25 protein-coding genes and 1 tRNA gene are annotated in these 26079 nt (G+C 36.8%); 14 read left to right on the top strand and 12 right to left on the bottom strand.

The genetic code is table 11. From position 1 onward, the window contains the following. The first annotated feature begins 32 nt into the window (after nucleotides 1-32). Nucleotides 33-911 (top strand): tRNA (5-methylaminomethyl-2-thiouridine)(34)-methyltransferase MnmD, encoded by an 879-nt coding sequence (locus tag AA637_RS13460; RefSeq protein ID WP_446683179.1) that lies wholly within the window; start codon nucleotides 33-35, stop codon nucleotides 909-911. Here the strand turns inward: AA637_RS13460 and AA637_RS13455 are convergent. Beyond that, on the bottom strand, nucleotides 885-1136 hold the full coding sequence (locus AA637_RS13455) for a hypothetical protein (RefSeq protein ID WP_015221391.1): 252 nt from the start codon (nucleotides 1134-1136) through the stop codon (nucleotides 885-887). The genes AA637_RS13460 and AA637_RS13455 overlap by 27 nt on opposite strands. Before the next feature lie 7 nt (nucleotides 1137-1143). Then, nucleotides 1144-3828: an ATP-binding protein gene (locus AA637_RS13450; RefSeq protein ID WP_446683178.1), complete on the bottom strand. Its 2685-nt coding sequence runs from the start codon at nucleotides 3826-3828 to the stop codon at nucleotides 1144-1146. Between the two features lie 335 nt (nucleotides 3829-4163). Here AA637_RS13450 and AA637_RS13445 point away from each other — a divergent pair, with 335 nt between their 5' ends. The 9 genes from AA637_RS13445 (at nucleotide 4164) to AA637_RS13405 (ending at nucleotide 11634) form a co-directional block, all read left to right on the top strand. Next, nucleotides 4164-5225 carry a YheT family hydrolase gene (locus AA637_RS13445; protein ID WP_446683177.1) on the top strand — a complete coding sequence of 354 codons (1062 nt, stop codon included), beginning with the start codon at nucleotides 4164-4166 and terminating at the stop codon, nucleotides 5223-5225. Nucleotides 5226-5378: 153 nt separating this feature from the next. After that, on the top strand, nucleotides 5379-5852 hold the full coding sequence (locus AA637_RS13440) for an ATP synthase subunit I (RefSeq protein WP_446683176.1): 474 nt from the start codon (nucleotides 5379-5381) through the stop codon (nucleotides 5850-5852). A 58-nt stretch (nucleotides 5853-5910) separates the two neighbouring features. Then, a complete protein-coding gene (gene atpB, locus AA637_RS13435; RefSeq protein WP_069789575.1) occupies nucleotides 5911-6660 on the top strand; it encodes a F0F1 ATP synthase subunit A in 750 nt (249 codons plus the stop codon). A 191-nt stretch (nucleotides 6661-6851) separates the two neighbouring features. Further along, the gene (atpE, locus tag AA637_RS13430) at nucleotides 6852-7091 is read left to right on the top strand and encodes an ATP synthase F0 subunit C (protein WP_069789574.1); all 240 of its coding nucleotides are present in this window, start codon (nucleotides 6852-6854) and stop codon (nucleotides 7089-7091) included. A gap of 191 nt (nucleotides 7092-7282) precedes the next feature. After that, nucleotides 7283-7756 (top strand): F0F1 ATP synthase subunit B', encoded by a 474-nt coding sequence (locus tag AA637_RS13425; RefSeq protein WP_069789590.1) that lies wholly within the window; start codon nucleotides 7283-7285, stop codon nucleotides 7754-7756. Between the two features lie 98 nt (nucleotides 7757-7854). Beyond that, nucleotides 7855-8379: a F0F1 ATP synthase subunit B gene (locus AA637_RS13420; protein ID WP_069789573.1), complete on the top strand. Its 525-nt coding sequence runs from the start codon at nucleotides 7855-7857 to the stop codon at nucleotides 8377-8379. A gap of 2 nt (nucleotides 8380-8381) precedes the next feature. After that, a complete protein-coding gene (gene atpH / locus AA637_RS13415) occupies nucleotides 8382-8936 on the top strand; it encodes an ATP synthase F1 subunit delta (RefSeq protein WP_069789572.1) in 555 nt (184 codons plus the stop codon). 118 nt (nucleotides 8937-9054) lie between these two features. Beyond that, entirely contained in the window at nucleotides 9055-10566 is a 1512-nt protein-coding gene (atpA, locus tag AA637_RS13410; RefSeq protein ID WP_069789571.1) for a F0F1 ATP synthase subunit alpha, read from the top strand. Between the two features lie 120 nt (nucleotides 10567-10686). Then, complete coding sequence (locus AA637_RS13405) at nucleotides 10687-11634, top strand: F0F1 ATP synthase subunit gamma (protein WP_446683175.1); 948 nt, start codon at nucleotides 10687-10689, stop codon at nucleotides 11632-11634. Between the two features lie 137 nt (nucleotides 11635-11771). Here the strand turns inward: AA637_RS13405 and rsmG are convergent, their stop codons facing one another. The 3 genes from rsmG to AA637_RS13390 all read right to left on the bottom strand — a co-directional run bounded on the left by rsmG (nucleotide 11772) and on the right by AA637_RS13390 (nucleotide 13982). Beyond that, nucleotides 11772-12485, bottom strand: a complete 714-nt coding sequence (gene rsmG / locus AA637_RS13400) for a 16S rRNA (guanine(527)-N(7))-methyltransferase RsmG (RefSeq protein WP_446683174.1) — start codon at nucleotides 12483-12485, stop codon at nucleotides 11772-11774. Nucleotides 12486-12635: 150 nt separating this feature from the next. Further along, nucleotides 12636-13724, bottom strand: coding sequence for a 3-isopropylmalate dehydrogenase (leuB, locus tag AA637_RS13395; protein ID WP_446683173.1), 1089 nt, complete (start codon nucleotides 13722-13724; stop codon nucleotides 12636-12638). 78 nt (nucleotides 13725-13802) lie between these two features. After that, complete coding sequence (locus tag AA637_RS13390) at nucleotides 13803-13982, bottom strand: hypothetical protein (protein ID WP_446683172.1); 180 nt, start codon at nucleotides 13980-13982, stop codon at nucleotides 13803-13805. A gap of 1235 nt (nucleotides 13983-15217) precedes the next feature. Between AA637_RS13390 and AA637_RS13385 the strand changes: the two genes are divergently transcribed. After that, nucleotides 15218-18100, top strand: coding sequence for a hybrid sensor histidine kinase/response regulator (locus AA637_RS13385; protein WP_446684601.1), 2883 nt, complete (start codon nucleotides 15218-15220; stop codon nucleotides 18098-18100). Here AA637_RS13385 and AA637_RS13380 read toward each other — a convergent pair. From AA637_RS13380 to AA637_RS13370, 3 genes are all read right to left on the bottom strand, one after another. Beyond that, complete coding sequence (locus AA637_RS13380; protein ID WP_446683171.1) at nucleotides 18097-18756, bottom strand: DUF1997 domain-containing protein; 660 nt, start codon at nucleotides 18754-18756, stop codon at nucleotides 18097-18099. The two genes, AA637_RS13385 and AA637_RS13380, sit on opposite strands and share 4 nt — an antisense overlap. 491 nt (nucleotides 18757-19247) lie before the next feature. Then, nucleotides 19248-19826: a rhomboid family intramembrane serine protease gene (locus AA637_RS13375; RefSeq protein ID WP_446683170.1), complete on the bottom strand. Its 579-nt coding sequence runs from the start codon at nucleotides 19824-19826 to the stop codon at nucleotides 19248-19250. Then, the gene (locus tag AA637_RS13370) at nucleotides 19816-20295 is read right to left on the bottom strand and encodes a GNAT family N-acetyltransferase (RefSeq protein WP_446683169.1); all 480 of its coding nucleotides are present in this window, start codon (nucleotides 20293-20295) and stop codon (nucleotides 19816-19818) included. The genes AA637_RS13375 and AA637_RS13370 overlap by 11 nt, the downstream gene beginning before the upstream one ends. Before the next feature lie 126 nt (nucleotides 20296-20421). Here AA637_RS13370 and AA637_RS13365 point away from each other — a divergent pair, with 126 nt between their 5' ends. After that, complete coding sequence (locus AA637_RS13365) at nucleotides 20422-20892, top strand: hypothetical protein (protein ID WP_446683168.1); 471 nt, start codon at nucleotides 20422-20424, stop codon at nucleotides 20890-20892. A 6-nt stretch (nucleotides 20893-20898) separates the two neighbouring features. Continuing rightward, entirely contained in the window at nucleotides 20899-21933 is a 1035-nt protein-coding gene (csaB, locus tag AA637_RS13360; protein WP_446683167.1) for a polysaccharide pyruvyl transferase CsaB, read from the top strand. Nucleotides 21934-22151: 218 nt separating this feature from the next. Here csaB and AA637_RS13355 read toward each other — a convergent pair whose 3' ends face one another. Then, nucleotides 22152-22889 (bottom strand): M90 family metallopeptidase, encoded by a 738-nt coding sequence (locus tag AA637_RS13355; RefSeq protein ID WP_446684600.1) that lies wholly within the window; start codon nucleotides 22887-22889, stop codon nucleotides 22152-22154. A gap of 245 nt (nucleotides 22890-23134) precedes the next feature. Here AA637_RS13355 and AA637_RS13350 point away from each other — a divergent pair, with 245 nt between their 5' ends. Then, nucleotides 23135-24076, top strand: coding sequence for an NAD(P)H-dependent glycerol-3-phosphate dehydrogenase (locus AA637_RS13350; RefSeq protein ID WP_446683166.1), 942 nt, complete (start codon nucleotides 23135-23137; stop codon nucleotides 24074-24076). 40 nt (nucleotides 24077-24116) lie between these two features. Here AA637_RS13350 and AA637_RS13345 read toward each other — a convergent pair. The 3 genes from AA637_RS13345 to AA637_RS13335 form a co-directional block, all read right to left on the bottom strand. Then, nucleotides 24117-24190 (bottom strand) — tRNA-Pro (locus tag AA637_RS13345). 140 nt (nucleotides 24191-24330) lie between these two features. Next, a complete protein-coding gene (locus tag AA637_RS13340) occupies nucleotides 24331-25005 on the bottom strand; it encodes a lecithin retinol acyltransferase family protein (protein ID WP_446683165.1) in 675 nt (224 codons plus the stop codon). A gap of 44 nt (nucleotides 25006-25049) precedes the next feature. Continuing rightward, nucleotides 25050-26057, bottom strand: a complete 1008-nt coding sequence (locus AA637_RS13335) for a Gfo/Idh/MocA family protein (protein ID WP_446683164.1) — start codon at nucleotides 26055-26057, stop codon at nucleotides 25050-25052. Nucleotides 26058-26079 lie beyond the last annotated feature (22 nt).

The following is a 26079-nucleotide window of genomic DNA, read 5'->3' as shown; positions in this document are numbered from 1 at the left end:
CTAAAATAATTGTTATTGTACTTTAATTATTTATGGAAGACTTAGAAACAAGATTAACGGAAGATGGTTCACAAACTTTTTATTCCAAGGAATTTAACGAAACATTTCATAGTAAATATGGGGCAAAACAAGAATCAGAAATAACTTATATAAAAGGTTGTAACATCAAAGAACAATTAACACAAAAAAAATATCTCAAAGTTATAGATCTTTGCTATGGTTTAGGATATAATACTGCTTCATTATTAGAAGTTTATGCACAAAATATTTATGATTGTTTCTTGGAAGTTATTGCCCTAGAAATAGATTTAAATATTCCGAAACAAGCTATTAAAAATAATCTCTTATCCTCTTATTCCTCAAATATTATAAAAGATTTAAACATAATTGCGAATACACAGAAACTAAATAAAAGCAACTTAAATATAGAATTATTAATAGGTGACGCAAGGGAAACTATCACAAAATTACTAAGAAGTAACTTCAAAGCCGATGCCATTTTTTTTGATCCCTTTTCTCCTCCTAAATGTCCTCAATTATGGACAGTAGAATTTTTTGAAAGAATATCTCAATGTTTAGCTGATGATGGTATTTTAGCCACCTATTCTTGTTCTGCCAGTGTGAGAAAAGGGATGATGTTAGTAGGTTTAAACATAGGTAGAAATTGTACCGTAGGAAGGCGATCGCCCGGTACCCTTGCCACAAAAAATAATATACCATTACAATCCTTGTCTTTAAAAGAATTAGAGCATCTCCAAACCCGTGCTTCTATTCCTTATCGAGATCCTAGCTTAACAGATAATGCCATGGATATTATTAAACGTAGGGAAAAAGAACAACTATCATCAGACTTGGAATATACTAGCCATTGGAAAAAAAGATGGTTAAATTTCTCCCATTCTTTTGAGTAAATGGGCAAGTAACATCAAACCCGCATTACCTACGGTTAAGATTATGACACCCACAACCCCCATCATCCAATCATCTCTAAAAACAGCAATTACGAGAATAAGTAGAGCAGTTTTGGTGGAAATACTAGCTACTGCCAACATTTTTTGCCACACATTTTCATCACGCCATGATTGATACATGGGAATTATAAGAGCAGCAATCATGGATAAAATAATAATGTTCATAGGGGTTTTACAATATTAAACTATTAGCAAATCTTTGTAGTGCCTGTTGCACATCACCAGAGCGAATGGGCTTACTTACAAAATCATTCATCCCTACATTAAAACATTTTTCTCGATCTTCTGCTAGGGCGGAAGCTGTCATGGCAACTATCCATGGTTGTTTGATTTGATTCCCCAGCGCCCTTATTTTTGCAGTGGCATTTAAGCCGTCCAGATTGGGCATTTGTAAGTCCATGAAGACTATGTCGTATGGATTTTCTCTTACCGCTTCTAGGGCTTGTAAACCATCATAGACGATGTTTAATTTATCTCCTAAATAGCCTAATTTTTGAAACATTAAACGAGCTACTTTATAGTTAACAGGAGTATCTTCTACTAATAAAATTTTGATAGGTAGGGAAGATATTTTAATAGTTTGTTTTTCTTCATTTTTATCTTGATTAAGCAGGTTTGATGTGCTGATTTCTTCAGAAGATAGGGCAAGGAGTTTGATGGTAAGATAAAATATAGAGCCTTGATTTAATTCTGTTTTAAAGGTGATTTTACCTCCCATTAAATGAGCTAATTTTTGACTAATTACTAATCCCAATCCTGTGCCACCATATTTACGGGTATTAGTACCATCTACTTGGGAAAAGGACTTAAAAAGCATCTCACAGTGTTCTTCGGCGATGCCAATGCCTGTGTCTTTAATGGCAATTTGAATGACATGGAAACCATCAGGACACAAACGTGCTTCTGTGGTTACTTGGACTTCTCCTTCGGGGGTAAATTTAATACCATTACTAACTAGGTTGAGAATTATTTGTTTTATTCTATTAGAATCTCCCATAAAATGGGAAGGCATCAAATCATTTTTTGGGTAACTAAGTTTAATTTGTTTATTAAGTGCATTACCCCTCATTAATTTTAATACTTCTTCAATGCACTGATGAAGATTAAAGGGATTATTTTCTAGTTCAATTTTATCCGCTTCTATTTTAGCTAAATCTAAAATATCATTAATAATTGTTAGTAGCAAACTACCACTTTTATTGATGGTATTCACGTAATCTTTTTGTACTGGATTGAGGGGAGTGTATGTCAACAAATCTGCCATGCCCATAATGCCATTCATGGGAGTACGAATTTCATGGCTCATGGTGGCAAGGAAAGCACTTTTGGCTCGGTTGGCGGTTTCTGCTTCTTTTCGGGCTTCTTCTAGGGCTTTGTTTTTTAGTTCTAGTTGCTCTTTTTGTTCTTTTTCTTGTTGTAATAGTTTCGCCTGTGCGATCGCAATACCGAACTGAGAGGCAACGTTTTCAATTAATTCTATTTCTGACTTACTCCAACATCTGTAATCCTTACAGGTGTGTAAACAAATAATACCATTGGCTTGTCCTAAATAAGATGTACGCACTGCCATCATGGACTTGAGACTAACTTCGATACATAAATATCGCATATCGTCTAGGAGTGGATCGTTAAAAACATCATTGGTGACAACGGCTTTATCTTTTTCTAATATCTTTTCTAGGTGAATATTACGAACATTTTCAGGGTTGATGTTGGCATCAGCCATTGATGAAATTCCCTCACTAAGATATTCTCCTAGGGGAGTAATGGGAGGATTTTTACTATGGTCGTAGGTGAACAGGTGACAACGATCTAGTTTAAGAGCCTCCCCGATAGTTTTAGCCGCTCGTTGAAATAATTCCTCATAGTCAATGGTTTGACGAATGGACTGTACAATGGTTTTTAATAAAACTTCCTGTTGAAATTTTTCTTCTAATAGTCTCTGAGACTCTTGGCGCTCAATTTCATAACCTATCCATTGGGCCATCAATTTTAATATTTGTTGAGAATTTTCGGTTATCCTATGGTTTGATTGTTCATCAAAGGAGAAAAAACATAGGGTGCCATAGGTTTTACCACATACTTCTATTCTCGAACCAATGTAGCTTTGTATATTCCAAAAGGTATGCCCTGGATGATTTTTATAAGAAGAATTAACTAATGATTCTATTACTAAAGGCTCTTGATGTTGTAAGCAGATAAAGCATAATGATTGTTCTTGACTCATATATGGGGGCAATTGCACTATGTCACCGTTTCTTCTTTCCCCCTGAAATTTGACAATTTTAGTAGATTTCTTTTCTCCTTGGGTTAATACGCCCATTTCAAGGTTAAAGAATTTTCTGCCAAGGTTAAAAATGCCTTCCAATTTTTCTTCAAAGGTTAGATGGGATGAAGCTGTCACCGCATATAAAGCTCTCATGGCCGATTCTTGGGCCTTGAGAATGGTTTGGTTTTTTTTGTTTTCGCTAATATCTCGACAAATTCCGATTAGAATTCCATCTTCGATGAGTGAGAGAGAAACTTGTTTCCAAATTTCATTTCCATTTTTGTGATAGGAAAGTTGTTCCCCTCGCCAATATCTATTCTCTGTGGAAAGGGAATTTACTACTATTTCTATGTTTTTTGCTTCTTCGGGGGAGTAAAAGTCTTGCCACTTTTTTCCTAGTAGCTCATTCTCTGCATAGCCTGAAGTTTCTGCATATGCTGGATTGACGTATATGTAGCGGTGGTCTTTAAATAAAACTACTCCATCAATAATATTATCAAGAATTAATTTTTGGTAATCTGACAATATTTGATTTTTTTGCGTATTTTCTCTTAGGTATAATTCGGGGGGGGCTTGAGGATCTATCATAGTATTTAGGAATTATCGAAGAGATAGAAAGATACTATTTTATCCTACCCTATTTTTTCTTCTTGGGTTTATTTTCTGTCTAAGAGCGATCGCCCTTACAAACAATCTTTAATAAATTGATTTAACAAAAATCAAATGAAGATAGCCACCAAACAACACAATTCATAAAACTTTGAACAGATAGGTAAATAGTGAAAAGTTTATAATAGATAGATAGAATCAATAATAAATATCTATACACAAAATCAGAAATCATTAATAATCTTTCATCGTTAACAAACAAAATTTCAAAAGTATTTCAAGATACAAAATAGATAATATCTTCATAGTTATAAATGAGTAAAAAAAATCATGGCTATCAACCACCTTTATATTTAAAAAATGGACTAATTCAAACCCTTTATATTGCCAAAATAATGAACCAAAAATGGCAACAAAATATAAATCTAGCCCCTGTACCATACCAAGAAAACATATACTACGGCATCGATAAAACACCCCTTTATGCCCTAACAACAATCCCTCCCAAAGCCAAAGGTACAATCATCGCCACCTATGGCATTACAGGAAACCTAGAAAACCAATGGTATTTAGAAGTCTTTGCCCGAAAAGCCTACTATCAAGGGTACGCCCTCATTCTCTTTGACTGGAGGGCGCATGGCAAGAGTTTACCCCTATCCCCTGCCCTTCCTTCCGATGGCATTTTTGAAGGCTCAGACTTTTTATCCATCGCTGCTCAAGCCAAAAAAGAAAACTTCCCCAGTAAATTTTGGTTTACAGGATATTCTCTGGGAGGGCAACTGGCACTATGGGCGATATTTTATGGCTCATCCCTGTCCAAGACAATCAAAGATTCAGGTTTAACCGAGGAAGACATTGGCGGTTGCGGGGTAATTTGTCCTAGTCTTGATGCCCAAAAGTCTTTAAATTACCTGGAGAATCACCCTATCAAAAAATATTTAGACAAAGCCATCACTGAAAATCTCAAAGAATTAATCATCAATCTCCATCAATATTATCCCCGAGAGATAGATTTAGAAATTTTGTCCTCTATCCATAGCATTCGCACCGTAGATGAATATTTGGTCATTCCCACCCTCGGTTACAAAACCGTTGCGGATTATTACTATGCCAGTAGCCCTTTTCGCATCCTCTCGAAAATAAGTAAACCTACCCTCATCATGTATGCAGAAGATGATCCAATGTTTTGCCCCACCATCATCCCTGATTTACAACAGGAGGTCAGGAATAATCGCTATTTAGACTTGATGTTGACCCAGTATGGAGGTCATGTGGGCTACATAAATTCAAAAAAAGGGCAACAACTCAACGGAGATGATGATATTTGGTGGGCATGGAATCGCTTTTTGGATTGGGTTGCAGTGGTGGATCCGTGAAAAGTTGAAAATCATGAGGACATAGAATAAATTAATAAGAATTGAACTGTCTATGGTGCATTGTTAATTGTTTATTGGTTTACTTTCCATGATAGAATTAGCATTGGTTTTAGTTAGTTGTAAAACAGCTATAACTACGGTACACACAAGCAAATGCGATCGCCCCTAGTGACTACCTCAGAAACTTCCGCTAACACAGAAAATCTGGAAACTCTCATCAACCAAAGAGAAACACCACCAGAAGAAGAAAAAAAAGACGACTACATGGCCGAATATTATCGACTAAAATATAATATTCTCATCGCCACTCTCATTATCGGGTTATCCTGCTTCGCCCTTGTGTGGGTGTTCTACTCCCTGAGTACAGGACTAAACTACCTCTTGGGAACTTGTGTGGGCTTAGTCTATATCAACCTGTTAGCCAGAGAAGTAGAAAAGGTAGGCAACGGCAAACGAAGCATCGGCTCAACCCGTCTAGCACTCTTCGCTGGACTAATGATCATCGCCACCCAAAGGCAACAACTAGAAGTGATACCTATTTTTTTAGGTTTCATGACTTATAAAGCCTCTATTCTGCTTACCGTTTTGCCCAGTAGTTTACTCAGTGGCAAAAATAAATCAGAGTAAAGGGTTAATTTTATGGTAAATTGTCTGAGATTCCTACAATCAGGGAAAATCTTGCTTAATGGAACTTACAAATATAATCAATCTAAATAATCAGCTACTAGCGGCCATCGAAGTAGGAGAACACTTTTACTGGGAAATCGGTAAATATAAAGTCCACGGACAAGTATTTATGGTATCTTGGTTCGTCATCGGTGTTCTACTAATCGCCTCCATCGCCGCTACCAGAAACGTTCAACGAATACCGAGCGGATTCCAAAACTTTATGGAATACGTCCTCGATTTTTTACGCAATCTCACCAAAGATCAAATTGGCGAAAAAGAATATCGTCCATGGGTTCCCTTTATCGGTACTCTATTTTTATTCATTTTCGTATCTAACTGGTCCGGTGCTTTGATTCCTTGGAAATTAATCGAAATACCCGAAGGGGAATTGTCAGCGCCCACCGTGGACATCAACACCACCGTCGCCTTTGCACTACTAACCTCCCTCGCTTACTTCTATGCGGGGATTAGCAAAAAAGGCTTAGGTTATTTCGCTGACTATGCCCAACCCTCCCCCATCATGGTACCCTTTAGGGCGATCGAAGACTTCACCCGTCCTTTATCCCTCAGTTTCCGTCTTTTCGGGAACATCCTAGCGGATGAATTGGCAGTAGGTGTATTAGTCCTACTCGTACCCCTCATTGTACCCTTACCCTTGATGGTATTAGGGCTGTTTACCAGCGCCATCCAAGCCCTTATCTTTGCCACCCTCGCAGGTTCCTACATCGGAGAAGCCCTCGAAGTTCACGGCGAAGAACATGACTAAGAGTTTAGGAAAATAAACCTCCAACTCACTAGCATAAAAAACCAAAATATAGTTAAATACATTTTGGGCTTAAATAAATTGCCATTGTGTGATTAACTAACATAGGGAACAGATTTATAAAATCCATTCCCCACACGAAAAACTAAAAATTCTTGTTGTACTAATTTAATTAAAGAAAAAAAGGAAAAATTATGAGCGTAGAAGCAGCATCAGTAATCGCAGCAGCCTTAGCCGTAGGTTTAGCAGCTATTGGACCTGGATTAGGTCAAGGTAACGCCGCAGGACAAGCCGTAGAAGGTATTGCTCGTCAGCCTGAAGCAGAAGGCAAAATCCGTGGAACTTTACTTCTAAGTTTAGCATTCATGGAAGCACTAACCATCTACGGTCTAGTTGTAGCATTAGTATTATTATTCGCTAATCCTTTCGCTTAAGTAATTTAGATTACTCTAAATTTAAAAAATAAAGTAAAGGAAAAAATAGGTTTTAGGTTTTAGGTATCTCTCAGTGTGAGCGAATGCCTAAACACCTAAGAACCCAAAAATATCAATTGCAGTAATACTTTTAAGGATAATTGCATATTGAGCAAAAGAACCAGTAAATTCTGCCCCAAAGTCAAATGATGATGACACAATGGATTTTATTTGCGGCGGAAACCGCAGAAGGGGGTTTATTTGATATTGACGCTACCCTGCCCCTCATGGCAGTCCAGTTTTTACTCTTAGCAACAATATTAAATGCCCTATTTTATAAACCTTTAGGAAAAGCAATTGACGAAAGAGCAGGATATGTTCAAGGTCAATTAAACAGTGCCAAAGAGCAAAAACAAAAATCCTTGGCCCTTGTTCAACAATATGAACAAGAATTAAAGGAAGTCCGTAAACAATCCCAAGAAATTATTGCGGAGGCTCAAACTGAAGCTCAAAAGATAGTCTCTGAACAAAGCCAACAAACTCAGCAAGAAGTTATTGCCGAGCGTCAGAAGGCATCAGAGCAAATTGAAGTGGAAAGAAAAGAAGCCATGACAGCTTTAGAGCAAGAAGTTCAAGCCCTCACCCAACAAATCTTGGATAAGGTTTTAGGACCAGAATTTGCTTAAGTAGCTCCATAATCAGGGCATGGAGAAGAGATTTGTCTCATTCTCTCCCCCTCAAAAAAACATAAAATAAACACGCCTAGTTTAAACAAAAAATAATTATGTTTACTTTATTCTATCTAGCCACTGAATCAACAGAGGGCGGATTTGGTTTAAGTTCAGACATTCTAGGCTCTAACCTAATCAACTTAATTATCGTAATTGGTTTATTAGTAGTATATGGTGGTAAATTTGTTGGCAATTTACTCGAACAAAGACGTAATAAAATTGCCCAAGAAATTCAAGAAGCAGAACAAAAAGCTGCTGATGCCGCCAAAGCTCTAGCCGAAGGACAGAAAAACTTAAACGAAGCTCAAGAAAGAGCAAAAAAAATTATCTCTGATGCTCAAGGCACCGCTGCTAAAGTTAGAGAAGAAATTTTGGCTCAAGGACAAAAAGATATAGAAAGAATGAAAGCTACTGCAGTACAAGAGTTAGACTCCGAAAGAGCTAAAGTAGTGAATGAATTAAAAAGAACCATTGCTGTACTCGCCCTTGAGAAAGCAGAGCAGCAGTTGAAAAATACCCTGACTGATGAAGTTCAAGGAAAAATCATTAGTCGTGCCGTTGAGCAATTAGGAGGTTAAAAATGCAAAGTGCTATTACCGCTGAAGTAGTAGAACCTTATGCCGAGGCCTTGATGTCCCTAGCCAAAGAAAAGAAGGTTACCGAAGAAATCGGTGAAGATGTGCGCTCTTTAGCAACATTGCTCAAAGAGTCTGCAGAATTGAAAGCCCTCTTTGCTAGTCCCATGATTAAGGCAGAGCAAAAAAAATCTGTTATTAAAAATATCGCTGGTGAGCAGATAAATCCTTTCTTGCTCAATTTTTTATTATTGTTAGTGGACAAAGGTAGAATTAGCTTCATTGAAGGTGTTCTAGCCAAATATTTAGAAATTCTGCGCAAACTGAACAATACTGTCCTCGCTGAAATCACCTCCGCTGTGAGATTGTATGATGGTGAAGCAGAAAAGTTGGAAGTCAAAGTTAAGGCTCTCACTGGTGCTAATGCCGTGGAGTTGGAAACAAAAATTGATCCTGACATTATCGGTGGTGTAATTATCAAAGTTGGCTCTCAGGTTTATGATGCTAGTTTACGAGGACAATTACGCCGTATCACATTAGGGATGCTTGGTTCTAACTAAGTTATCTTGGTGGTAAGAATTGTTATGAGCATATTTTTAGTATGCCCTAGCCATAATCAAAATAAAATTAATAACTGACAATTGATTTGTTACATATAAGTAGCTCTAAGAAAAAGATATGATCAACATTAGACCAGACGAAATTGCTAATATTATTCGCCAACAGATTGAATCCTATGATGAACAGGTTCAAGTTTCCAATGTTGGTACTGTTTTACAGGTAGGGGATGGTATTGCTCGTGTATATGGCTTGGATAAAGTCATGGCGGGTGAGTTGGTAGAGTTTGAAGATGGTACCGTGGGTATCGCCCTTAACCTTGAACAGGATAACGTTGGGGTGGTATTGATGGGTGATGGTTTAGACATCCAAGAAGGTAGTAATGTAAAAGCTACTGGTAAAATTGCTCAAATCCCCGTGGGTGATGCTTTAGTCGGTAGGGTTTTAGATGCTTTGGCTCGTCCTATTGATGGTAAAGGCGATCTTGAAACCACCGAAACTCGCTTGATTGAGTCTGCAGCCCCCGGGATTGTGGATCGTAAGTCTGTATGTGAACCTATGCAAACTGGGATTACCGCTATTGATGCGATGATTCCTGTAGGTCGTGGACAGCGTGAACTTATCATTGGTGACCGTCAAACTGGTAAAACTGCGATCGCCGTTGACACCATCATCAACCAAAAAGAAGAAGATGTAATCTGTGTATATGTAGCCGTAGGTCAAAAGGCTTCCACCGTTGCTAACGTGGTAGATACCCTCAAGAAAAAAGGTGCTTTAGACTATACCGTAGTGGTAGCAGCTAATGCCAACGATCCTGCCACCTTACAGTATCTAGCACCCTACACGGGAGCTGCGATCGCCGAATACTTCATGTATAAAGGTAAAGCTACCCTAATCATCTACGATGACTTGACCAAACAAGCTCAGGCTTACCGTCAAATGTCCTTGCTACTACGTCGTCCCCCCGGACGGGAAGCATACCCCGGAGACGTATTCTATCTCCACTCTCGTTTATTAGAAAGAGCTGCTAAATTAAACGATGAACTAGGTGGCGGAAGCATGACTGCTTTACCCATCATCGAAACCCAAGCAGGGGACGTATCCGCTTATATTCCTACCAACGTAATTTCCATTACTGACGGTCAAATCTTCTTATCCTCCGACTTGTTTAACGCAGGTTTCCGCCCTGCCATCAACGCAGGTATCTCCGTATCCCGTGTGGGTTCTGCGGCTCAAACCAAAGCTATGAAACAGGTGGCTGGTAAATTAAAATTAGAACTAGCTCAGTTTGCTGAACTAGAAGCATTTTCTCAATTTGCTTCTGACTTAGACGCAGCTACCCAAGCTCAACTTGCCAAAGGTCAACGTTTACGTCAGTTACTAAAACAGTCTGAAAACTCTCCTTTAGCAGTATGGGAACAAGTTGCTCAGGTTTATAGCGGTATTAACGGTTTGTTAGATGATGTAGCGGTGGACAAAGTGACCGAATTTGTTGTCTCCCTCAGACAGTACATCAAAAATAGCAAGCCCAAATTCGTCGAAATTATCAACTCTGAGAAAAAATTAACCGATGAAGCCGAAGCTCTCTTAAAAGAAGCTATCACCGAAGCAAAACAGGCTTTCTCTGCTTAATTGAAATAATGGCGGTGGGCATTGCCCACCCTACTGCACCCTGAGCAGTACATTTTTTGTCGATTGTTTATTGGTAATTTTTAATTATCAATTATCCATTATCCATTATCAATTAACACCATGTCCAACTTAAAAGCGATTCGCGATCGCATCGACTCGGTAAAAAATACTAAAAAAATTACTGAAGCAATGCGTCTAGTAGCGGCGGCTAAAGTAAGACGGGCCCAAGAGCAGGTAACTGCTACTCGTCCTTTTGCTGATGCCCTCGCTCAAGTTTTATACGGTTTACAAAGCCGTTTACGCATGGAAGAAACTGATTTACCTTTACTCAAACAAAGGGATGTTAACACCGTTGCTTTGTTAGTGATTACGGGCGATCGGGGTCTATGCGGAAGTTATAATTCTAGTATCATCAAAAAAGCTGAACAAAGAGCAGCGGAACTGAAAGAACAAGGTTTAAAATATACATTTGTGATCGTTGGTAGAAAAGCAATTCAATATTTCCAACGTCGTAATGAACCTATTTCTGCCAAATATACTGGTTTGGAGCAGATTCCTACTGCTGAGGAATCAGGCAAAATTGCCGATGAATTACTTTCTCTATTCTTCTCGGATACCGTTGATAGGGTAGAATTGATTTATACTAAGTTTGTTTCCTTAATCAGTTCAAAACCCGTTATTCAAACCCTATTACCTCTTACCCCCCAAGGGTTAGAAGTTCAGGATGATGAAATTTTCCGTCTCATTGTCCGTGATGGTTCATTTCAGGTAGAAAGAGAAGCTGTTAGTTCTCCTAAAACTGATTTTCCTCAGGATATGATTTTTGAACAAGATCCTGTTCAAATTTTAGACTCTCTCTTACCTTTATACATCAATAATCAGTTGCTCAAAGCATTACAAGAATCCGCAGCCAGTGAATTGGCCGCTCGGATGACAGCAATGAATAACGCTAGTCAAAACGCTAGTGATTTGATGAAATCTTTGACTCTTTCTTACAACAAAGCTCGTCAGGCTTCCATTACTCAACAAATTCTTGAGGTGGTATCTGGTGCCAATGCTTTAGGGTAATTAATTTTAACCCTCATTCAACCCTTCTCCTATGGGAGAGGGGCTTTTTTTTGCCTATAAAAGATAAAAAATTATTATCTTTTGTTACACGGTGGATAATAGTAAACCTTACAAATCGGATTTAGTATCATATCTTTTTATAAAGGTTGTTTAACTGGTTTACCTACTTCTCGAGGATATTGTTTCGGAGTATTACCTATTTTTTTAACATAAATACAATGACGAATATTCTTATTAAGAGGAGTATTTTGATTAACAATTTTTTCTATATTTCCTCCTAATAATTGTGCTATTTTTTTACTTTTGTCTTCTTCCTCTTGAGTCCAATTACCTCGATATAAAATTGCCGTACCATTCTTTTTTAATAAAGGTAAAGTATATTCTAAACATACTGACGTTTCCGCAACGGCTCTAATTAAAGCAAAATCAAACTGGTTTCTATAGGCTTTGTCTTGTCCTATAGTTTCCGCTCTATCTACTAAAGTCATAATATTTTTTAGATCTAAATCTTGGGCTAATTGAGCAATAAAATTAATTTTTTTTGTGGTGGAATCCATCAAAGTAAATTGACCACGGTTAAAGGCGATCGCCCCAGGGATACCAGGAAAACCGCCTCCTGTACCAATATCAATTATTTTTTTGTTATTTAAATCGTAACCCATTAAAGGAGCTAAAGAATCCCAAAGATTTTTTTCCCAAAAATCTTCTGGGGTAGTAATACGAGTCAAATTAAGATACTTATTAGTCTCAATAATTTTATTATATAACTCGTCAAATAGTAATTGCTGATCAGGACTTGGTTGCCAATTGGTAGTTTCTTGCCAAATATCGTTAAACTGAGGTAAATTCACTGATGCTTATAGGGGTGTGGTGCACATCATATTTTACTATTATCGAGGGGAATAGGGAATGGTAATAGTAACTGATTAATGTTGAAAAAAAATCCCCTTCCTCCCCTTCTTGAGGGGAGATGCCGAAGACAGAGGGGTTGGACGTTAAAATTAACTATCTTCCAAAACTTGTAATAAAACCTTGCCCATTTCCTGACAACCCACAGTTTTTGCACCCTCAGACATAATATCCCCAGTGCGGTAGCCTAAATCTAATACCTTTAATACAGCGTCCTCAATCTTGGTGGCCGCCTCGGGTTCATTCAAACCATAACGCAACATCATCGCCGCACTTAGTACCTGTGCCAGAGGATTCGCTTTATCTTGCCCTGCAATGTCAGGGGCTGAGCCGTGGACGGGTTCAAATAATCCTGGGCGATTTGCCCCTAAACTAGCAGAGGGTAACATACCAATACTACCTGTCAGCATGGCAGCGGCATCGGAAAGAATATCACCAAATAGATTGCCCGTGACGATGGTATCAAACTGTTTAGGGTTGCGCACCAACTGCATGGCGGCATTATCCACGTACATATGGGTTAATTCCACATCAGGATAATCCGCAGACATTTTTATGAGGCGATCGCGCCATAATTGAGATACATCCAACACATTAGCCTTATCCACCGAGCAGAGCCTTTTTTGGCGTTTTTGGGCAGTTTCAAAAGCAACCTTGGCAATGCGATCAATTTCCGATACCGTATAAGCCATCGTATTTACGCCCCTTTGTTCCCCAGTTTCTGAGGTAAAGATGCCCTTGGGTTGACCAAAATAAATACCCCCTGTCAACTCCCGAACCACCATAATATCAACCCCTTCCACCACTTCTTTTTTTAGGCTAGAAGCATCAATTAATTGAGGAAGAATAGTTGCAGGGCGTAAATTGGCAAATAATCCTAAAGCCGCTCGAATACCCAACAAGCCTGTCTCAGGCCGCAACTCACGGGCAAGATTATCCCACTTATAACCCCCAATGGCTGCCAATAGAACAGAATCACTTTTACGACAAGTTTCCACGGTTTCAGGGGGTAAGGGTACTCCAGTCGCATCAATGGCCGCCCCACCAATTAAAGCAGTTTCAAAACTAAAATTAATATCACATTGCTTTCCTATGGCTTCCAATACCTTTACGGTAACATCCATAATTTCAGGGCCAATACCGTCACCAGGTAATAGAGTTATAGAATATTGATTAGTCATTATAAATAGTTATTTTTTCTAAGAGTTAATTTTGTGCACCGAAAATCCATTTAATTGTCCATTGTCCATTGTCCATTGTCAATTGTTTCTGATGTTTTTAACCCCTGTAATGGAGGAAATAGGTGCGATCGCACGGTGCTGCGGTTTGTGAACTACCGTAGAATGATATGATTTTTGGTCACATTTGCCTCTTTTAAGGTTGCCCCCACTGGGATGGTAGGAGACAAATTGGTTTTTTAAATAAAAATAACTACCCATTCCATGATATTTGAGACGAAGTCTTTCTCTTAAAGATTAACTTTTCCGAGAAGATTTTGTTCCTATTTAAATTTTTCAGGGGCAATTTGTTAGGCTATACTAAAATGGTGTTATGGGATTATTTTCGTTGTCTTTTCTGCGTCCCATTTTTCGTTAGGTTTTCTTTGTAATAAATTGGTCAGGATGTTATTATGAGTTCCTCTAGTCAAGCTCAAGAATTATACAAACAAACCTTGTTTCGTTTAGGAGCAATGTTGAAGTTATTAAAACAGGGGGATTCGCCTGATCATAGACATGGCATCCAAAAACATTGTGAAGCTCTTTCCCTAGAAGGTAAAAAACAAAATCTTTTTGGCTGGGTAGCTATTATGGAAACCGCCCAAGGGGCGATCGCCAAGCCACACCACGATTACCATAGCACCACCAAATTAATTATCAAAGAAATCAAACAGGCATCAGAACAACTACTCCAAGGGGATGTCAATGCCATCACCGTCAGCGATCAACTGCTTGCCCTAGCCCCCTCAGCCCGTACCCGATTTATGGACGTAGAAACTATCTACGCCGCCACCAGTCTTGATACAGAAGAAGAAATTATCCCCCCCGTAGTAACACCACAAGACATAAAAAATACCCTAGAAAGAGATCTTTGGCGAGAAACACTTTTCACCAATACAGGCAATGAAGAAACCAACCAAGAAGACGACCTATCATTAGACCAAGATGAAATATCTTCTATTCTTGAAGATAACGACATTAACTACGAAGATGACGATGTTTTTATTGATACCGATGATGAAGAAACTATTAATAATTTTCTCGGTAGTACGAATACAGGCATCGTAGATGAACGTGCCACCAGTGGAAATGATTTTTTTGCTTCCCTATCAACCAATATCGGTGAAGAGGATGAAGATCCCATTGAAGAACTTTTTGACGATATAGAATTATTAGAAGAATCAGAAGTCATCGAAGATGATTGGGACTTTTTAGAAGAAGAAAGTCCTGGCGCAGAATCATCAGAAGAGGATATTTCTGATAGTCTCGAAGATTTATTTGAAGTCAAAAGTGCGATCGACTTTGGCTCAGACAGTCTAACCATCCACCATGAAGCCTCAAATCCTCGCAGCACAGTTATTATTGAAAATGCACGGGATGAAATAGCCCAATTTAGCTCCGAAAAATCCTCAACCCCCGAAGAACTTGTCCCTGATACTATTATTACTAACCATACATTGATCATCTACGATCAATTTGAAGAGCTAGAACAAACCATCACCCAAGAAAATCTCCTCCTTACTGAAGAACTATCAACCCTAGACATCGGATTCCCGACGGTAAATCATCACTATTACGAAACCTTTGAAGAATTAGAAAAAACCATTAATAGAGGTCACACATCCACACCACAAGTTAACTGGCAACAACTAGAAAATGTCATTAATGAAGGATTAGATTTATCTTCCCCTGAAAATGACCTAGAACAAGAATTAAGTGATCTAGATCGCCTCCTTGCCGAAGCAGAAAAACCCTCCTCGGCTCAAAAATGGAAAAAAACCTCTACTCCCGCCCCCACTGCCCAGAAACAACCAACCTTTGAACAGAGTATGAGAGTACCTGTCAAACAACTGGATAATCTTAATAACCTCATTGGGGAGATGGTAATTCGTCGTAATCGCTTAGAAGAAGACCAGGAAAAACTACGACAGTTTTTAGAAAATCTCCTTTCCCATGCCCAAGACTTGAGCGAAGTGGGAGACAGAACCCAAGATATGTATGAAAAAAGTCTTTTACAAGGTTCTTTAATTAGTAGTCGTAAGCGCAATCAATCCACTGTTAGAGAACAATTAGAGCGAGGAAATATTGCCAGAAATAATCAAAATCAGCAGAACAACAACTCCAATAATACTCCTACTCCTAACAATGGCTCTAAGGGAAATGGTAATTCCTTTATGCCTGAAATAGAACTAGATGACCTCGAATTAGATCGCTTTAGTGAGTTTCACCTTTTAGCCCAAGAAATGATCGAGCTAGTGGTTAGGATTAGGGAATCAACCTCTGATATTCAATTTCTAGTGGATGAAACAGATCAACTAGGGAAAAATATACGAGATATTACAGATCAACTTCAAGAGCAAATTAATAAATCCCGCATGGTGCCTTTTGCTCAAAATGCCGATCGCCTTCCCCTGCCCATTCGTAAAATTGCCCAAGGTTATGATAAACAGGTGCAGTTAAAGGTAGAGGGTAGAGAAGTATTAATTGACAAGATGATTCTCGAACATTTATGGGATCCCCTATTACAAATCGCTAAAAACTCCGTAACTCACGGTATTGAGCAACCAGAAGAAAGAGTGGCTAACGGCAAAGATGCCATGGGTACCATTACCGTAAGAGCCTTTTTACAAGGGCCACAAACGGTTATTTCTGTGTCTGATGATGGGGGCGGTATTGATGCCCATAAAGTGAAGCAAAAAGCCATTCAAAAAAATCTCATCACCCCAGAGGAGGCGAATAGTCTTAAAGATCAAGAAATCTATGATTTTCTTTTTAATGCAGGATTTACCACGAAGGAAAAAGCGGATAGCCATGCAGGAAGGGGAGTTGGTTTGGATATTGTTCGTAATAAGTTAAATGAAATTCGCGGCTCTGTAAGCATTGATTCTATTCCTGGTAGGGGTACCACTTTTACTATGCGCTTACCCCTTACTCTTACCATCGGTAAAGCTCTTTGTTGTCTTAATAATAATGTTCGTATTGCTTTCCCCATTGATGGGATTGAAGACACCCAGACATTACCCCGTCAGGATATAGATCAAGACAGACATGGTAATTCTTACATTAACTGGAATAATACGAGAATTCCTCTGCGTCCTCTCAATCAGCTTTTACAATATAATCGTCAGATGAGCCGTAGTTTTATGTATAACTCGGTAAATAGTGATGAAAATAGCGTTTCAGTTATTATTCTTCGGGGTGGTAATGATATTTTGGCGGTGGAAGTTGACCAAATCTTACCAGAGGAGGAAATTGTAATTAAACAAATTTCTGGACCTTTACCCAAACCCAAGGGCATTGCTGGGGCTACGGTGCGCAGTGATGGCACCATTATGCCTGTGGCGGATGTTATTGAGTTAATTAAGATTGCCGAGGGTAGTTTGAGTAATCAAGTTAAGTCTCAAATGTTCCCCAGTGCCACCATGGCAGAAAGACAGGCTATGTCTGAATCTCAGGTAAATATTACTCCTTTGGTGCTGATTGTGGATGACTCTATTACGGTGAGGGAGATGTTATCTATTACTTTCTCGAAAGAGGGTTATCGAGTTGAACAAGCGAGGGATGGACAAGAGGCATGGCAGAAGTTGCGCTCTGGGTTGCCTTGTAATTTAATTTTCTGTGACATTGAAATGCCCCGTATGAATGGTTTGGAGTTGTTACAGCATTTACAAGAGGATGAGGATTTATCCCATATTCCCATGGCAATTTTATCTTCCCGTGGTTCACAAAAACATCAGAAGATTGCAGCGGAGTTAGGGGCTTGTGCATATTTGATTAAGCCTTGTGTGGATAAAGAGTTGATTGATTCTGCCCAAAGAATGATGAATGGGGAAGTTTTATTGGAGGGTAGCACAAGGGTTTCTACGGCAAGGATGACGGATATTCAGCCAGAGGATGATAAATCTACTTTTGGGGCATCGAAAAGAAAAACAAATTCTGCTCCTATGGTTTTGATTGTGGATGATTCTGTGGTAGTGAGGGAGATGTTGTCTTTGTCCTTCAAGAAGGCAGGTTATGAGGTTGAGGTGGCAAGGGATGGACAGGATGCCTGGGAAAAACTTTCGGGAGGTTTACCTTGTGAGATAGTTCTTTGTGACATCGAAATGCCCCGTATGAATGGCTTGGAGTTGTTGGCGAGAATGCAGCAGGATGATGTTTTATCTAAATTACCTGTGGCGATGGTGACATCTAGGGGCGCTGAAAAACACCGTAGTATTGCGGCTGATTTAGGGGCTAGGGCTTATTTTACTAAGCCCTACATTGAGGATGAATTATTAGATGTGGCTAAGCGTTTGACTAATGGGGAGGTGTTTTTAACTTCTGGTGCCACTAAGTCTTAGGCGGCATATTGATTTTGGTTTTTTTGTTTGACTATCTCGCAAGTACGGGATTTTTTAGGAGGTATTGGTAAATCGAAACAACTGTGGAAGTCTTTTTGTACTTTAAAACTTAGTCTGGGTGATACTTGTTTGACTATCTGTCCTAAAAGGCGATCGCCCGTACTTTGTATTATACTTGTAGGAACTTTATAAATAAATTTAGGAAAATTAACACTAACCCGTAAATCCAACTGCCAATTAATGCGAGTAATCTCATTGGGGAGGGAGTCAAAGTCACTAGACTTTTGATATATATCAATATCTTTCGGGAAAATAGTTTCTATGTCCATCACTGAGTAATAATCAACCTCATAACCATCGCTACTCAACTCAGGATTAGTAACAGAATACATGGTATAGTGTCCGGCCATGGGAGGCTCTAAAATAACACTCATCTGAGGCTCAACCTCATAACCAAAAGCCCCATAACGCCCCACTGTCAGAGTGTAACCATTATCACAAAAAGGCTCTACTTTCATGGGCGATGCACAACGGACAAACCACCCTTGATGATTGTTTAGATAATCTGTCACGGTTTTTTGATCGCCGTACAAATCCATTATCCCACGAAATTTGGTGCTAAAACCCATAGGTTGATTGAGGATGATTGTTTCCATATCTTTTGAATTTGGTGATTGATTATCTTTCATGAACAACACTGAAAAAATAGATAAGCCACATTGATTGCTAATAATTATTACATATCCATCACAACGGAAAATGTACCTTATTATTCAATAATCTCAATATTATTCTTTACCATTATTTATAATTTTGCCTTAATTCCAAGATGAATCTATCCCTAAAAATACTGAATTTTATGTTAATTAATATTAAAAATTGTTTTAACTTCAAAGTATTTTATCTAAGGGATGCTACACAAAATGACTAAAATATAATTTCAGTCTAATAAGAAAATAGATCATAGAAAATGAGCAATATTGATAATATTTTATATTTTAAATATTTATGATACTTTAGTAATACTTTATTCCATCATAATATAATACCCAACAGTTAATTGATTATTAAAAAAAATATCAAATTAGTATTACTTATTAAAGATAACAATTCCTTTGAGATAAAGTTTTTGTCTGCATAATAGTTCTTATTTTGAGGAGATAAATTTAGCCGCATAAATTCCACCTAAAAAGCCAAATAAATGACCTAACCATGACACACTAGGATTAGCTGGCAAAATGCCCCAAATCATACCACCATACAAAAATATTACTGTTAGAGAAAGAGCAATAGAAGGAGCATTTTTTTGAAAATAACCCCTAGCCAATAAAAATCCCAAATAACCAAAAATCACCCCACTAGCACCCATGGTAATGGAGTTAGGTTGAGCAAATAACCATACTCCCACCCCACTAAATAAACTCGCAATGAGAGTAACTACATAAAAATCTTTTGTATTTTGTAACATCACAAACCAACCCAATATGGCAAAAGGCACTGTGTTAGCTAGTAGGTGAGGAAAATCAACATGGAGAAAAGGGGCAAATATAATTCCTCTCAAACCCACCACACTCCTTGGTATGATGCCCAAATAATTAAGATTATTAGCGAAAAAGGATTGATTAATAATTTCCACCGCCCAAAAAATTACTAAAAATAATCCTATGATTTTAAACTGATTTTTTAATTCAGCAATAAACGCTTTCATCTCCTGATTACTGCTCATTTTTTTTCCTCGTAATTCTTTTCTCCATTTTATACCTTTCAAAAGAAACTACCCCATATTTAACCGTCTCCATTTCTAATACTTTGAAGCCGCAACGCTTAAATAGTGGTTGAGAAAAAAAACTAGCTTCACTATAAAATCGACTAATATTTTCTTGGATACCTCGATTTAAGGCATAATTTAATAAATTAGTGCCATATCCTTGACGAGTGTGGGCAGGATGAATATAAAGGGAAGCAATATGTCCATTTTTTTCTAGTCCACAAAAGCCTACTATTTCTTGATTATTTTCTAAGATATAGGTATCAGGCTTAAGGATAAATTGTGTAAATTTTACGGTATCATCAGGAAATGATGACCATGCAATTACTTGTTCTTTGGTATATAGGCTAGGGGCTAATTCTGTTACTGATTTTTGGTAGATACTTTTTAAGGCTTGAATATCTGAAGGTAGGGCAAAACGAAACATAGTAACTTTTTTTTGTGAGAAATAAAATTTATTTTAAATGTAACTTTGACCAGTGGTAAAACTTGCTTTATTTTTAGCTTTTATTCAATAATAGAAGGGTTATCATTTATCATGTCATAATTATTTATGAAATCTCGAATAAATTTGTCTTTGTTAGCTCTTAGTTGCGTTTTTATTTCTTCCTCTAGTTTTAGTCTTGAAAATGCTTTTGCCCATAGTAATCAAGAGCATAATCATCATAACAATCAAATGGATCATCATCATCAAGCCATTGATGTTTCTAGTCATAATTTTGTTCCCGCCGTTAATATTGAAGCTATAAAAGATAATAAAGAGGGATGGAATTTAAAAATTGTCACTGAAAATTTTGATTTTGCTCCCCAAGAGGTAAACCAAGAGAGTAGTATAAATCAAGGTCATGGACATTTATATATTAATGGGGAAAAAATTACCCGTATTTATGGCAATTGGTATCATATTTCTGATTTGCCAAAGGGTGAAAATGAGATTAAAATAACTCTCAATACTAATTTACATGAAGATTTAATTTATCAAGGTACAATTATAGGCGATCGCACCATAATTATTAATGAATAAAAAAGAATGAAAAAAGCAATAATTTGTGGCTATTATGGACAGGGAAACGCAGGGGATGAAGCATTATTATTGTCTTTAATAGAGAGATTACCTAAAGATATTGAACCTATTGTTTTATCAGGAAATCCAACTTTAACAACCAAAAATTATGGAATAAAAAGCTATTCTCGTCTTGATATTGCCAAACAAATTATTAGCTTAGGAAAACAAGATTATTTTATTTGGGGAGGCGGTAGTTTAATGCAGGATATCACCAGTATTAAAAGCCCTCTTTTTTATGCTAGTTTAATGAAATTAGCACAGCTAAAAGGCTTAACTACCATCGCCTATGCCCAAGGGATAGGGCCTCTTAATTTCCCTTTGACTCAATGGATTACCAAACAAGTATTAAAGGGTTGTGAGGGGATTAGTGTTAGGGATAAAGGTTCAGCAAAAATCCTTGATAACTGGAATTTATCTTATTTTATTGCCCCTGATCCTGTTTGGGCTTTATCTAGTGAAAAAAAAATTAACATTAGTCTTTTAAAAGCTCCTTTAATTGCTGTTAATGTTCGTCAACATTCTACATTAACTGATCAAAAATTACAATTATTAATAGATTCCATAAAACAACTACAAAAAGCAACTAAAGCTAACGTTATTTTAATTCCTTTTCAAATAAAACAAGACCTATCATTATGTCAAAAAATAGAAGAACAACTCAAAGATAATTGTCAGGTAATCATCATCGAAAATCCTCGACAATTAAAAGGTATTTTTAAACAAATAAAAATGCTCATCGGCATGAGACTACACAGTTTAATTATGGGTGCTTCTGAGGGTTGTAATTGTTTTGCTTTATCCTATGATCCTAAAGTATCTCAACTTATGCAAGAATTAGATATAAAGGGATATGAGTTAAAGTCTTTTCCTGATAACCCTGAACAAATTTTTAATGATTTATTGACCATTTATAATCATCCTCCTAGTCTATCCTTAGAAAAAAGAAAAGAGTTAGAAAAATTAGCCCTAACCCATGAAACACTTTTTGATGTTAAATAGTTTTTTGTTTTGATATTTAATTAAGGTGCGCTGTCATAAATAATATAACTAATATCTTTTTTAGAAAATTATCAATTTTTAAAATATACATAACCAAAAATATTTTTTGTTTAAACAAATACAAGTAATTGACTTATTTTTCCAATTTAAAAAATATTTATTTTTACTTATTTTTTATTAACTGTCATAATTACTCAATTATTAAAATAAGATTTAGTTTACCATAAAGCAGGATCTACTTGATAATATTGCCTCAATTGTTCATATAATAAAGGGTGATTCACTGCTATTAATTTTCCTTTAAGAAAAAAGGCTTCCGTAGCCACTGCAAAAAATTCTACGGGGTTAGTTGCACCGTATTTATCAATAAGAGTATATTCTTGTTTTTCGATGGATAAACATAATTTTTGATACTCTATTTTAAAGATATTTTGCCAAATTAAAGTAGCTTCTAAATTTTTTAGTTTTGGAGTACCTGTCGCATTGCCAAATTCTTGGTCTAATTGATGGCTAAATTCATGTAAAACTACATTACTTTCACTATTATAAGATTGTGATTCTAGTTTAACATCTAACCAAGAAAGAAGAATATTACCATCTTTTCCTGATTTATGACCTACTGATGATTGACCTAATAGTAAACTACTTTCGGGGACTTTTTTATTAAGTTTATTTTCTATTCTGTCAGGATAAATATAAATAAACTTTAAATAGGGAAAATAATTACTTTTGTTTGGATGTAAAAAGTTAGGATTATTATCAAGTAATAATAAACAGGCTTGGGAGGTAATCATTAGTTTCATTTGTTCAGTAACTTCGATGCCTTCTTTGCCTATAAATTCTTTTTCAGCAATAAATATTTTAATATAATTATGTAATTGTGGTTTATATTGTTCAGGAAGTTTTTTATATAAATAAACGTTATTTTCAAGGAAACTAATCCACTCTTGATTAATAGGTTATGAATAAATTAATTTTCTTTTTTTATTTACTTTAAAGGCCAAAATAAATGCACAAAAAAGAATAAGTATTAAGAATATTGTTATAAAATAAATATTGGACATTGTTGTTTGAATTTTTAGTTGTTGATGGGGTAACTAATAAAAAGTCATCTTCCATAACATTTATTTTATCCATCTACCTTTAAAATTAGTTTGTGATGAAATTATTCATCCTATGAAAATAACAGGATTAAATTATTATGACTACTGAAAATCTTAAAACAATTATTATTGGTGCAGGGGCATGGGGTACAAGTTTATGTTTTTTGCTTAACCGTGCGGGATTTGAATGTGAGGTGTGGAGTCGTCGGGCTGAAAAATCTTTAGAAGAAGTGGTAAAGGATGCGGATGTAATTATTTCTGCTATTTCCATGAAGGGGGTTGTGGCTGTTAGTCAACAACTTAAGGAAATCGGTTTAAAAGAGAAGGCTATTATTGTCACTGCCACTAAGGGTTTGGATTTTGAAACTACCCTTACCCCTTCTCAAATTTGGCAGGAAACTTTTCCTAACCATGCGGTAATAGTATTATCAGGGCCTAATCTTTCTAAGGAGATTAAAAAAGGTTTACCTGCAGCTACGGTATTGGCGAGTAATGATACGGAAGGGGCGGAGTTGGTACAAAGTATGTTTGCTTCGGATATTTTTAGGGTATATGTTAATAATGACCCTATTGGTACAGAATTGGGTGGTACATTGAAAAATGTAATGGCGATCGCATCGGGGGTGTGTGATGGGTTAAACTTAGGTACAAACGCAAAAGCTGCCCTTTTAACTAGAGCATTACCAGAAATGATTAGGGTAGGTACTCATCTAGGTGCATCGGTGGAAACATTTTTCGGTTTATCAGGGTTAGGAGATTTACTAGCTACCTGTGACAGCCCCTTATCTCGTAACTATCAAGTGGGCATGGGGTTATCTCAAGGGAAGGCTTTAGAAGACATTTTAGAGAATTTAGAAGGCACAGCAGAAGGAGTTAACACCGCCAATGTATTGATTAAATTAGCACACAAGGAAAAAATCCCCGTCCCGATTTCCTATCAGGTGTATTTACTCTTAAAAGGTAAAGTATCCCCCGTGGAAGCCGTTGAAAATCTCATGGAGAGGGAATTAAAAGAAGAATTTTGGTATTTGGAGTTTTAATCTACCTTGGGGGGAATACCCCCTTTTTTTTGAGCATATATCGAGATGACAGGATTTGAACCTGCGGCATCCTGCTCCCAAAGCAGGCGCGCTACCAAGCTGCGCTACATCTCGTCAGGCAAGTTTATGCCATCATACACAAGTTTAACTTAATTTAGAGGTTTTGACAAGGAAAGGAAACAATGGAGGCAGAAAGGTAAGCATTAAAGTTAATCTCCCTGTAACCCCTACTCCCTAACATTTAAAACTTTTGGTTATTTTTTACTCTGAATTAGTCCTTCTGTCATGGTAGCTAATTTTTCTAGTTCCCTTTGTAATTCATTAACTTTACTTTGATTTGTTTTCTTTCTAATCAAAGCCTCCCTTGCCAAATCTTCACGGTTATTTTGTAGCGCTTTATAGGCAACTTTTTGCCATACATCAACTTCTTTGAGAGCTTCTTTATATTCAGGTTGTATTCTATCCCAAGCCACTCTAATATCATTTAAAGCACTATCAATAATATTTTCGGTATTATTATTACTAACATCTTTAAAAGCTGTTTTAAGGGGATCAAAAAGATTAAAAGTATTTAGCTTATTAATAGTAGGAATAAAGTCTTGTACTTGTTGACTTTCATTAATTCCTGTTTTGCACCAAGTGGCAAAATGTTCACAATTATTAAACAATAAATTATATTTTTTTTCCCCAAGACGACTAAAAGCCCTTTCTATGACAATATCAGGAATGAAAGAAAAACCCCGAGGATATTGACGGATATAAACCCGATTACCTTTACTGAAGGTGTCAAAGGATGTTTTTTCTACTACCTCGCTAGGTTTACGATAATGGATAATATTGCCATTTCCTATGTCGATGCCATGGTGTTGATATACGCCATCAAGGTTAGCAAATTTACGCCACACATATAGTTGATCACCTTTTGCCATTTTCTTTAAAATCCTTTTTAGGATAGTATTAATCGTCTTTTATTTTATCCATAGTTAACGGAAACCATGGCACTATTATTTTTTAATGATGTATCTAGCGCTTCGAGGATTTGGATTAATTCGGTGGCAAATTCTCCCGTGGATATTCTCGGTTGATGATTGGTTTTGATGGCGGAGAGGAAGCGATCGCCCATTAGTTGTAAAGTATTAAAAGGGGTAAAATCGATATTCTCTATGTCATAACCATCCACCATCATAGGCGACACATCTTGATGGATATTTGCCCGATGAAGGGTTAAAGGAGAAGAAGACATCATCTCATCAAAAACTAAACTACCCTTTTCTCCCACAATGGTTAATTTTCTTTGTTTATCGGCATTTAACCAACTAACATGAATCGTCGCCACAAAACCACTAGGATAAAATAACTTTAACCATGCCACATCTATCAAATTATGAGAGAGAAAATTTTGCCCTTCGGCCCTAACTTGGAAAGGTTTTTCCCCCAAAACATAGTTAAAAATGGAAATATCATGAATGGCTAAATCCCAAATAACATTAACATCCCCTCGGATAGCATCAGCATGGGTGCGAGAAGCATAGCCATATTTTAAATCTCCTATATCTCCCTTTTGAATTTTGTGATTTAATTCTTCAATTAAAGGGTTAAATAGATAAGTATGATCAACAAATAAAATTAGGTTATTCTTATTAGCTAAATCTGTTAATTCTTTAGCATTACTAGAGTTAATTGTAAGAGGTTTTTCTGCTAATGCATGATAGTTTTTGTCGAGAAAATACTTAATCAAGTTATAATGAGAAGTCGCTGGAGTGGTTATTATAACTGCATCTAACTCTTTTATATTACTTATCTCTTGCCAATTAGTTAATAACTTAACTGTTTGAGGAATTTGATATTTTTCTTGAAAAAAATTCAATCTTTCTTGGCTACTATCACAAACTGCTTTTAAATTAACATAGCTATGATTAAGAAAAATTTTAACAAAATGACTCCCCCAACGACCTGCTCCCAAAATAGCAATATTGATCATAAAATTTTCTTAGCCTTTTTTA

Origin of the sequence: Cyanobacterium sp. HL-69, from assembly GCA_002813895.1 — a bacterium.
Taxonomy (GTDB): Bacteria; Cyanobacteriota; Cyanobacteriia; order Cyanobacteriales; family Cyanobacteriaceae; genus Cyanobacterium.
This window is presented reverse-complemented; position numbering and strand designations above follow the sequence as displayed.

What these genes read in the sequence shown, in the direction of transcription:
- AA637_RS13460 (WP_446683179.1), top strand. Translation starts at nt 33, where the DNA reads ATGGAAGACTTAGAAACAAGATTAACGGAAGATGGTTCACAAACTTTT.
- AA637_RS13455 (WP_015221391.1), bottom strand. Translation starts at nt 1,136, where the DNA reads ATGAACATTATTATTTTATCCATGATTGCTGCTCTTATAATTCCCATG.
- AA637_RS13450 (WP_446683178.1), bottom strand. Translation starts at nt 3,828, where the DNA reads ATGATAGATCCTCAAGCCCCCCCCGAATTATACCTAAGAGAAAATACG.
- AA637_RS13445 (WP_446683177.1), top strand. Translation starts at nt 4,164, where the DNA reads ATGAGTAAAAAAAATCATGGCTATCAACCACCTTTATATTTAAAAAAT.
- AA637_RS13440 (WP_446683176.1), top strand. Translation starts at nt 5,379, where the DNA reads ATGCGATCGCCCCTAGTGACTACCTCAGAAACTTCCGCTAACACAGAA.
- atpB (WP_069789575.1), top strand. Translation starts at nt 5,911, where the DNA reads ATGGAACTTACAAATATAATCAATCTAAATAATCAGCTACTAGCGGCC.
- atpE (WP_069789574.1), top strand. Translation starts at nt 6,852, where the DNA reads ATGAGCGTAGAAGCAGCATCAGTAATCGCAGCAGCCTTAGCCGTAGGT.
- AA637_RS13425 (WP_069789590.1), top strand. Translation starts at nt 7,283, where the DNA reads ATGACACAATGGATTTTATTTGCGGCGGAAACCGCAGAAGGGGGTTTA.
- AA637_RS13420 (WP_069789573.1), top strand. Translation starts at nt 7,855, where the DNA reads ATGTTTACTTTATTCTATCTAGCCACTGAATCAACAGAGGGCGGATTT.
- atpH (WP_069789572.1), top strand. Translation starts at nt 8,382, where the DNA reads ATGCAAAGTGCTATTACCGCTGAAGTAGTAGAACCTTATGCCGAGGCC.
- atpA (WP_069789571.1), top strand. Translation starts at nt 9,055, where the DNA reads ATGATCAACATTAGACCAGACGAAATTGCTAATATTATTCGCCAACAG.
- AA637_RS13405 (WP_446683175.1), top strand. Translation starts at nt 10,687, where the DNA reads ATGTCCAACTTAAAAGCGATTCGCGATCGCATCGACTCGGTAAAAAAT.
- leuB (WP_446683173.1), bottom strand. Translation starts at nt 13,724, where the DNA reads ATGACTAATCAATATTCTATAACTCTATTACCTGGTGACGGTATTGGC.
- AA637_RS13390 (WP_446683172.1), bottom strand. Translation starts at nt 13,982, where the DNA reads ATGGGTAGTTATTTTTATTTAAAAAACCAATTTGTCTCCTACCATCCC.
- AA637_RS13380 (WP_446683171.1), bottom strand. Translation starts at nt 18,756, where the DNA reads ATGGAAACAATCATCCTCAATCAACCTATGGGTTTTAGCACCAAATTT.
- AA637_RS13375 (WP_446683170.1), bottom strand. Translation starts at nt 19,826, where the DNA reads ATGAGCAGTAATCAGGAGATGAAAGCGTTTATTGCTGAATTAAAAAAT.
- AA637_RS13370 (WP_446683169.1), bottom strand. Translation starts at nt 20,295, where the DNA reads ATGTTTCGTTTTGCCCTACCTTCAGATATTCAAGCCTTAAAAAGTATC.
- AA637_RS13365 (WP_446683168.1), top strand. Translation starts at nt 20,422, where the DNA reads ATGAAATCTCGAATAAATTTGTCTTTGTTAGCTCTTAGTTGCGTTTTT.
- csaB (WP_446683167.1), top strand. Translation starts at nt 20,899, where the DNA reads ATGAAAAAAGCAATAATTTGTGGCTATTATGGACAGGGAAACGCAGGG.
- AA637_RS13350 (WP_446683166.1), top strand. Translation starts at nt 23,135, where the DNA reads ATGACTACTGAAAATCTTAAAACAATTATTATTGGTGCAGGGGCATGG.
- AA637_RS13340 (WP_446683165.1), bottom strand. Translation starts at nt 25,005, where the DNA reads ATGGCAAAAGGTGATCAACTATATGTGTGGCGTAAATTTGCTAACCTT.
- AA637_RS13335 (WP_446683164.1), bottom strand. Translation starts at nt 26,057, where the DNA reads ATGATCAATATTGCTATTTTGGGAGCAGGTCGTTGGGGGAGTCATTTT.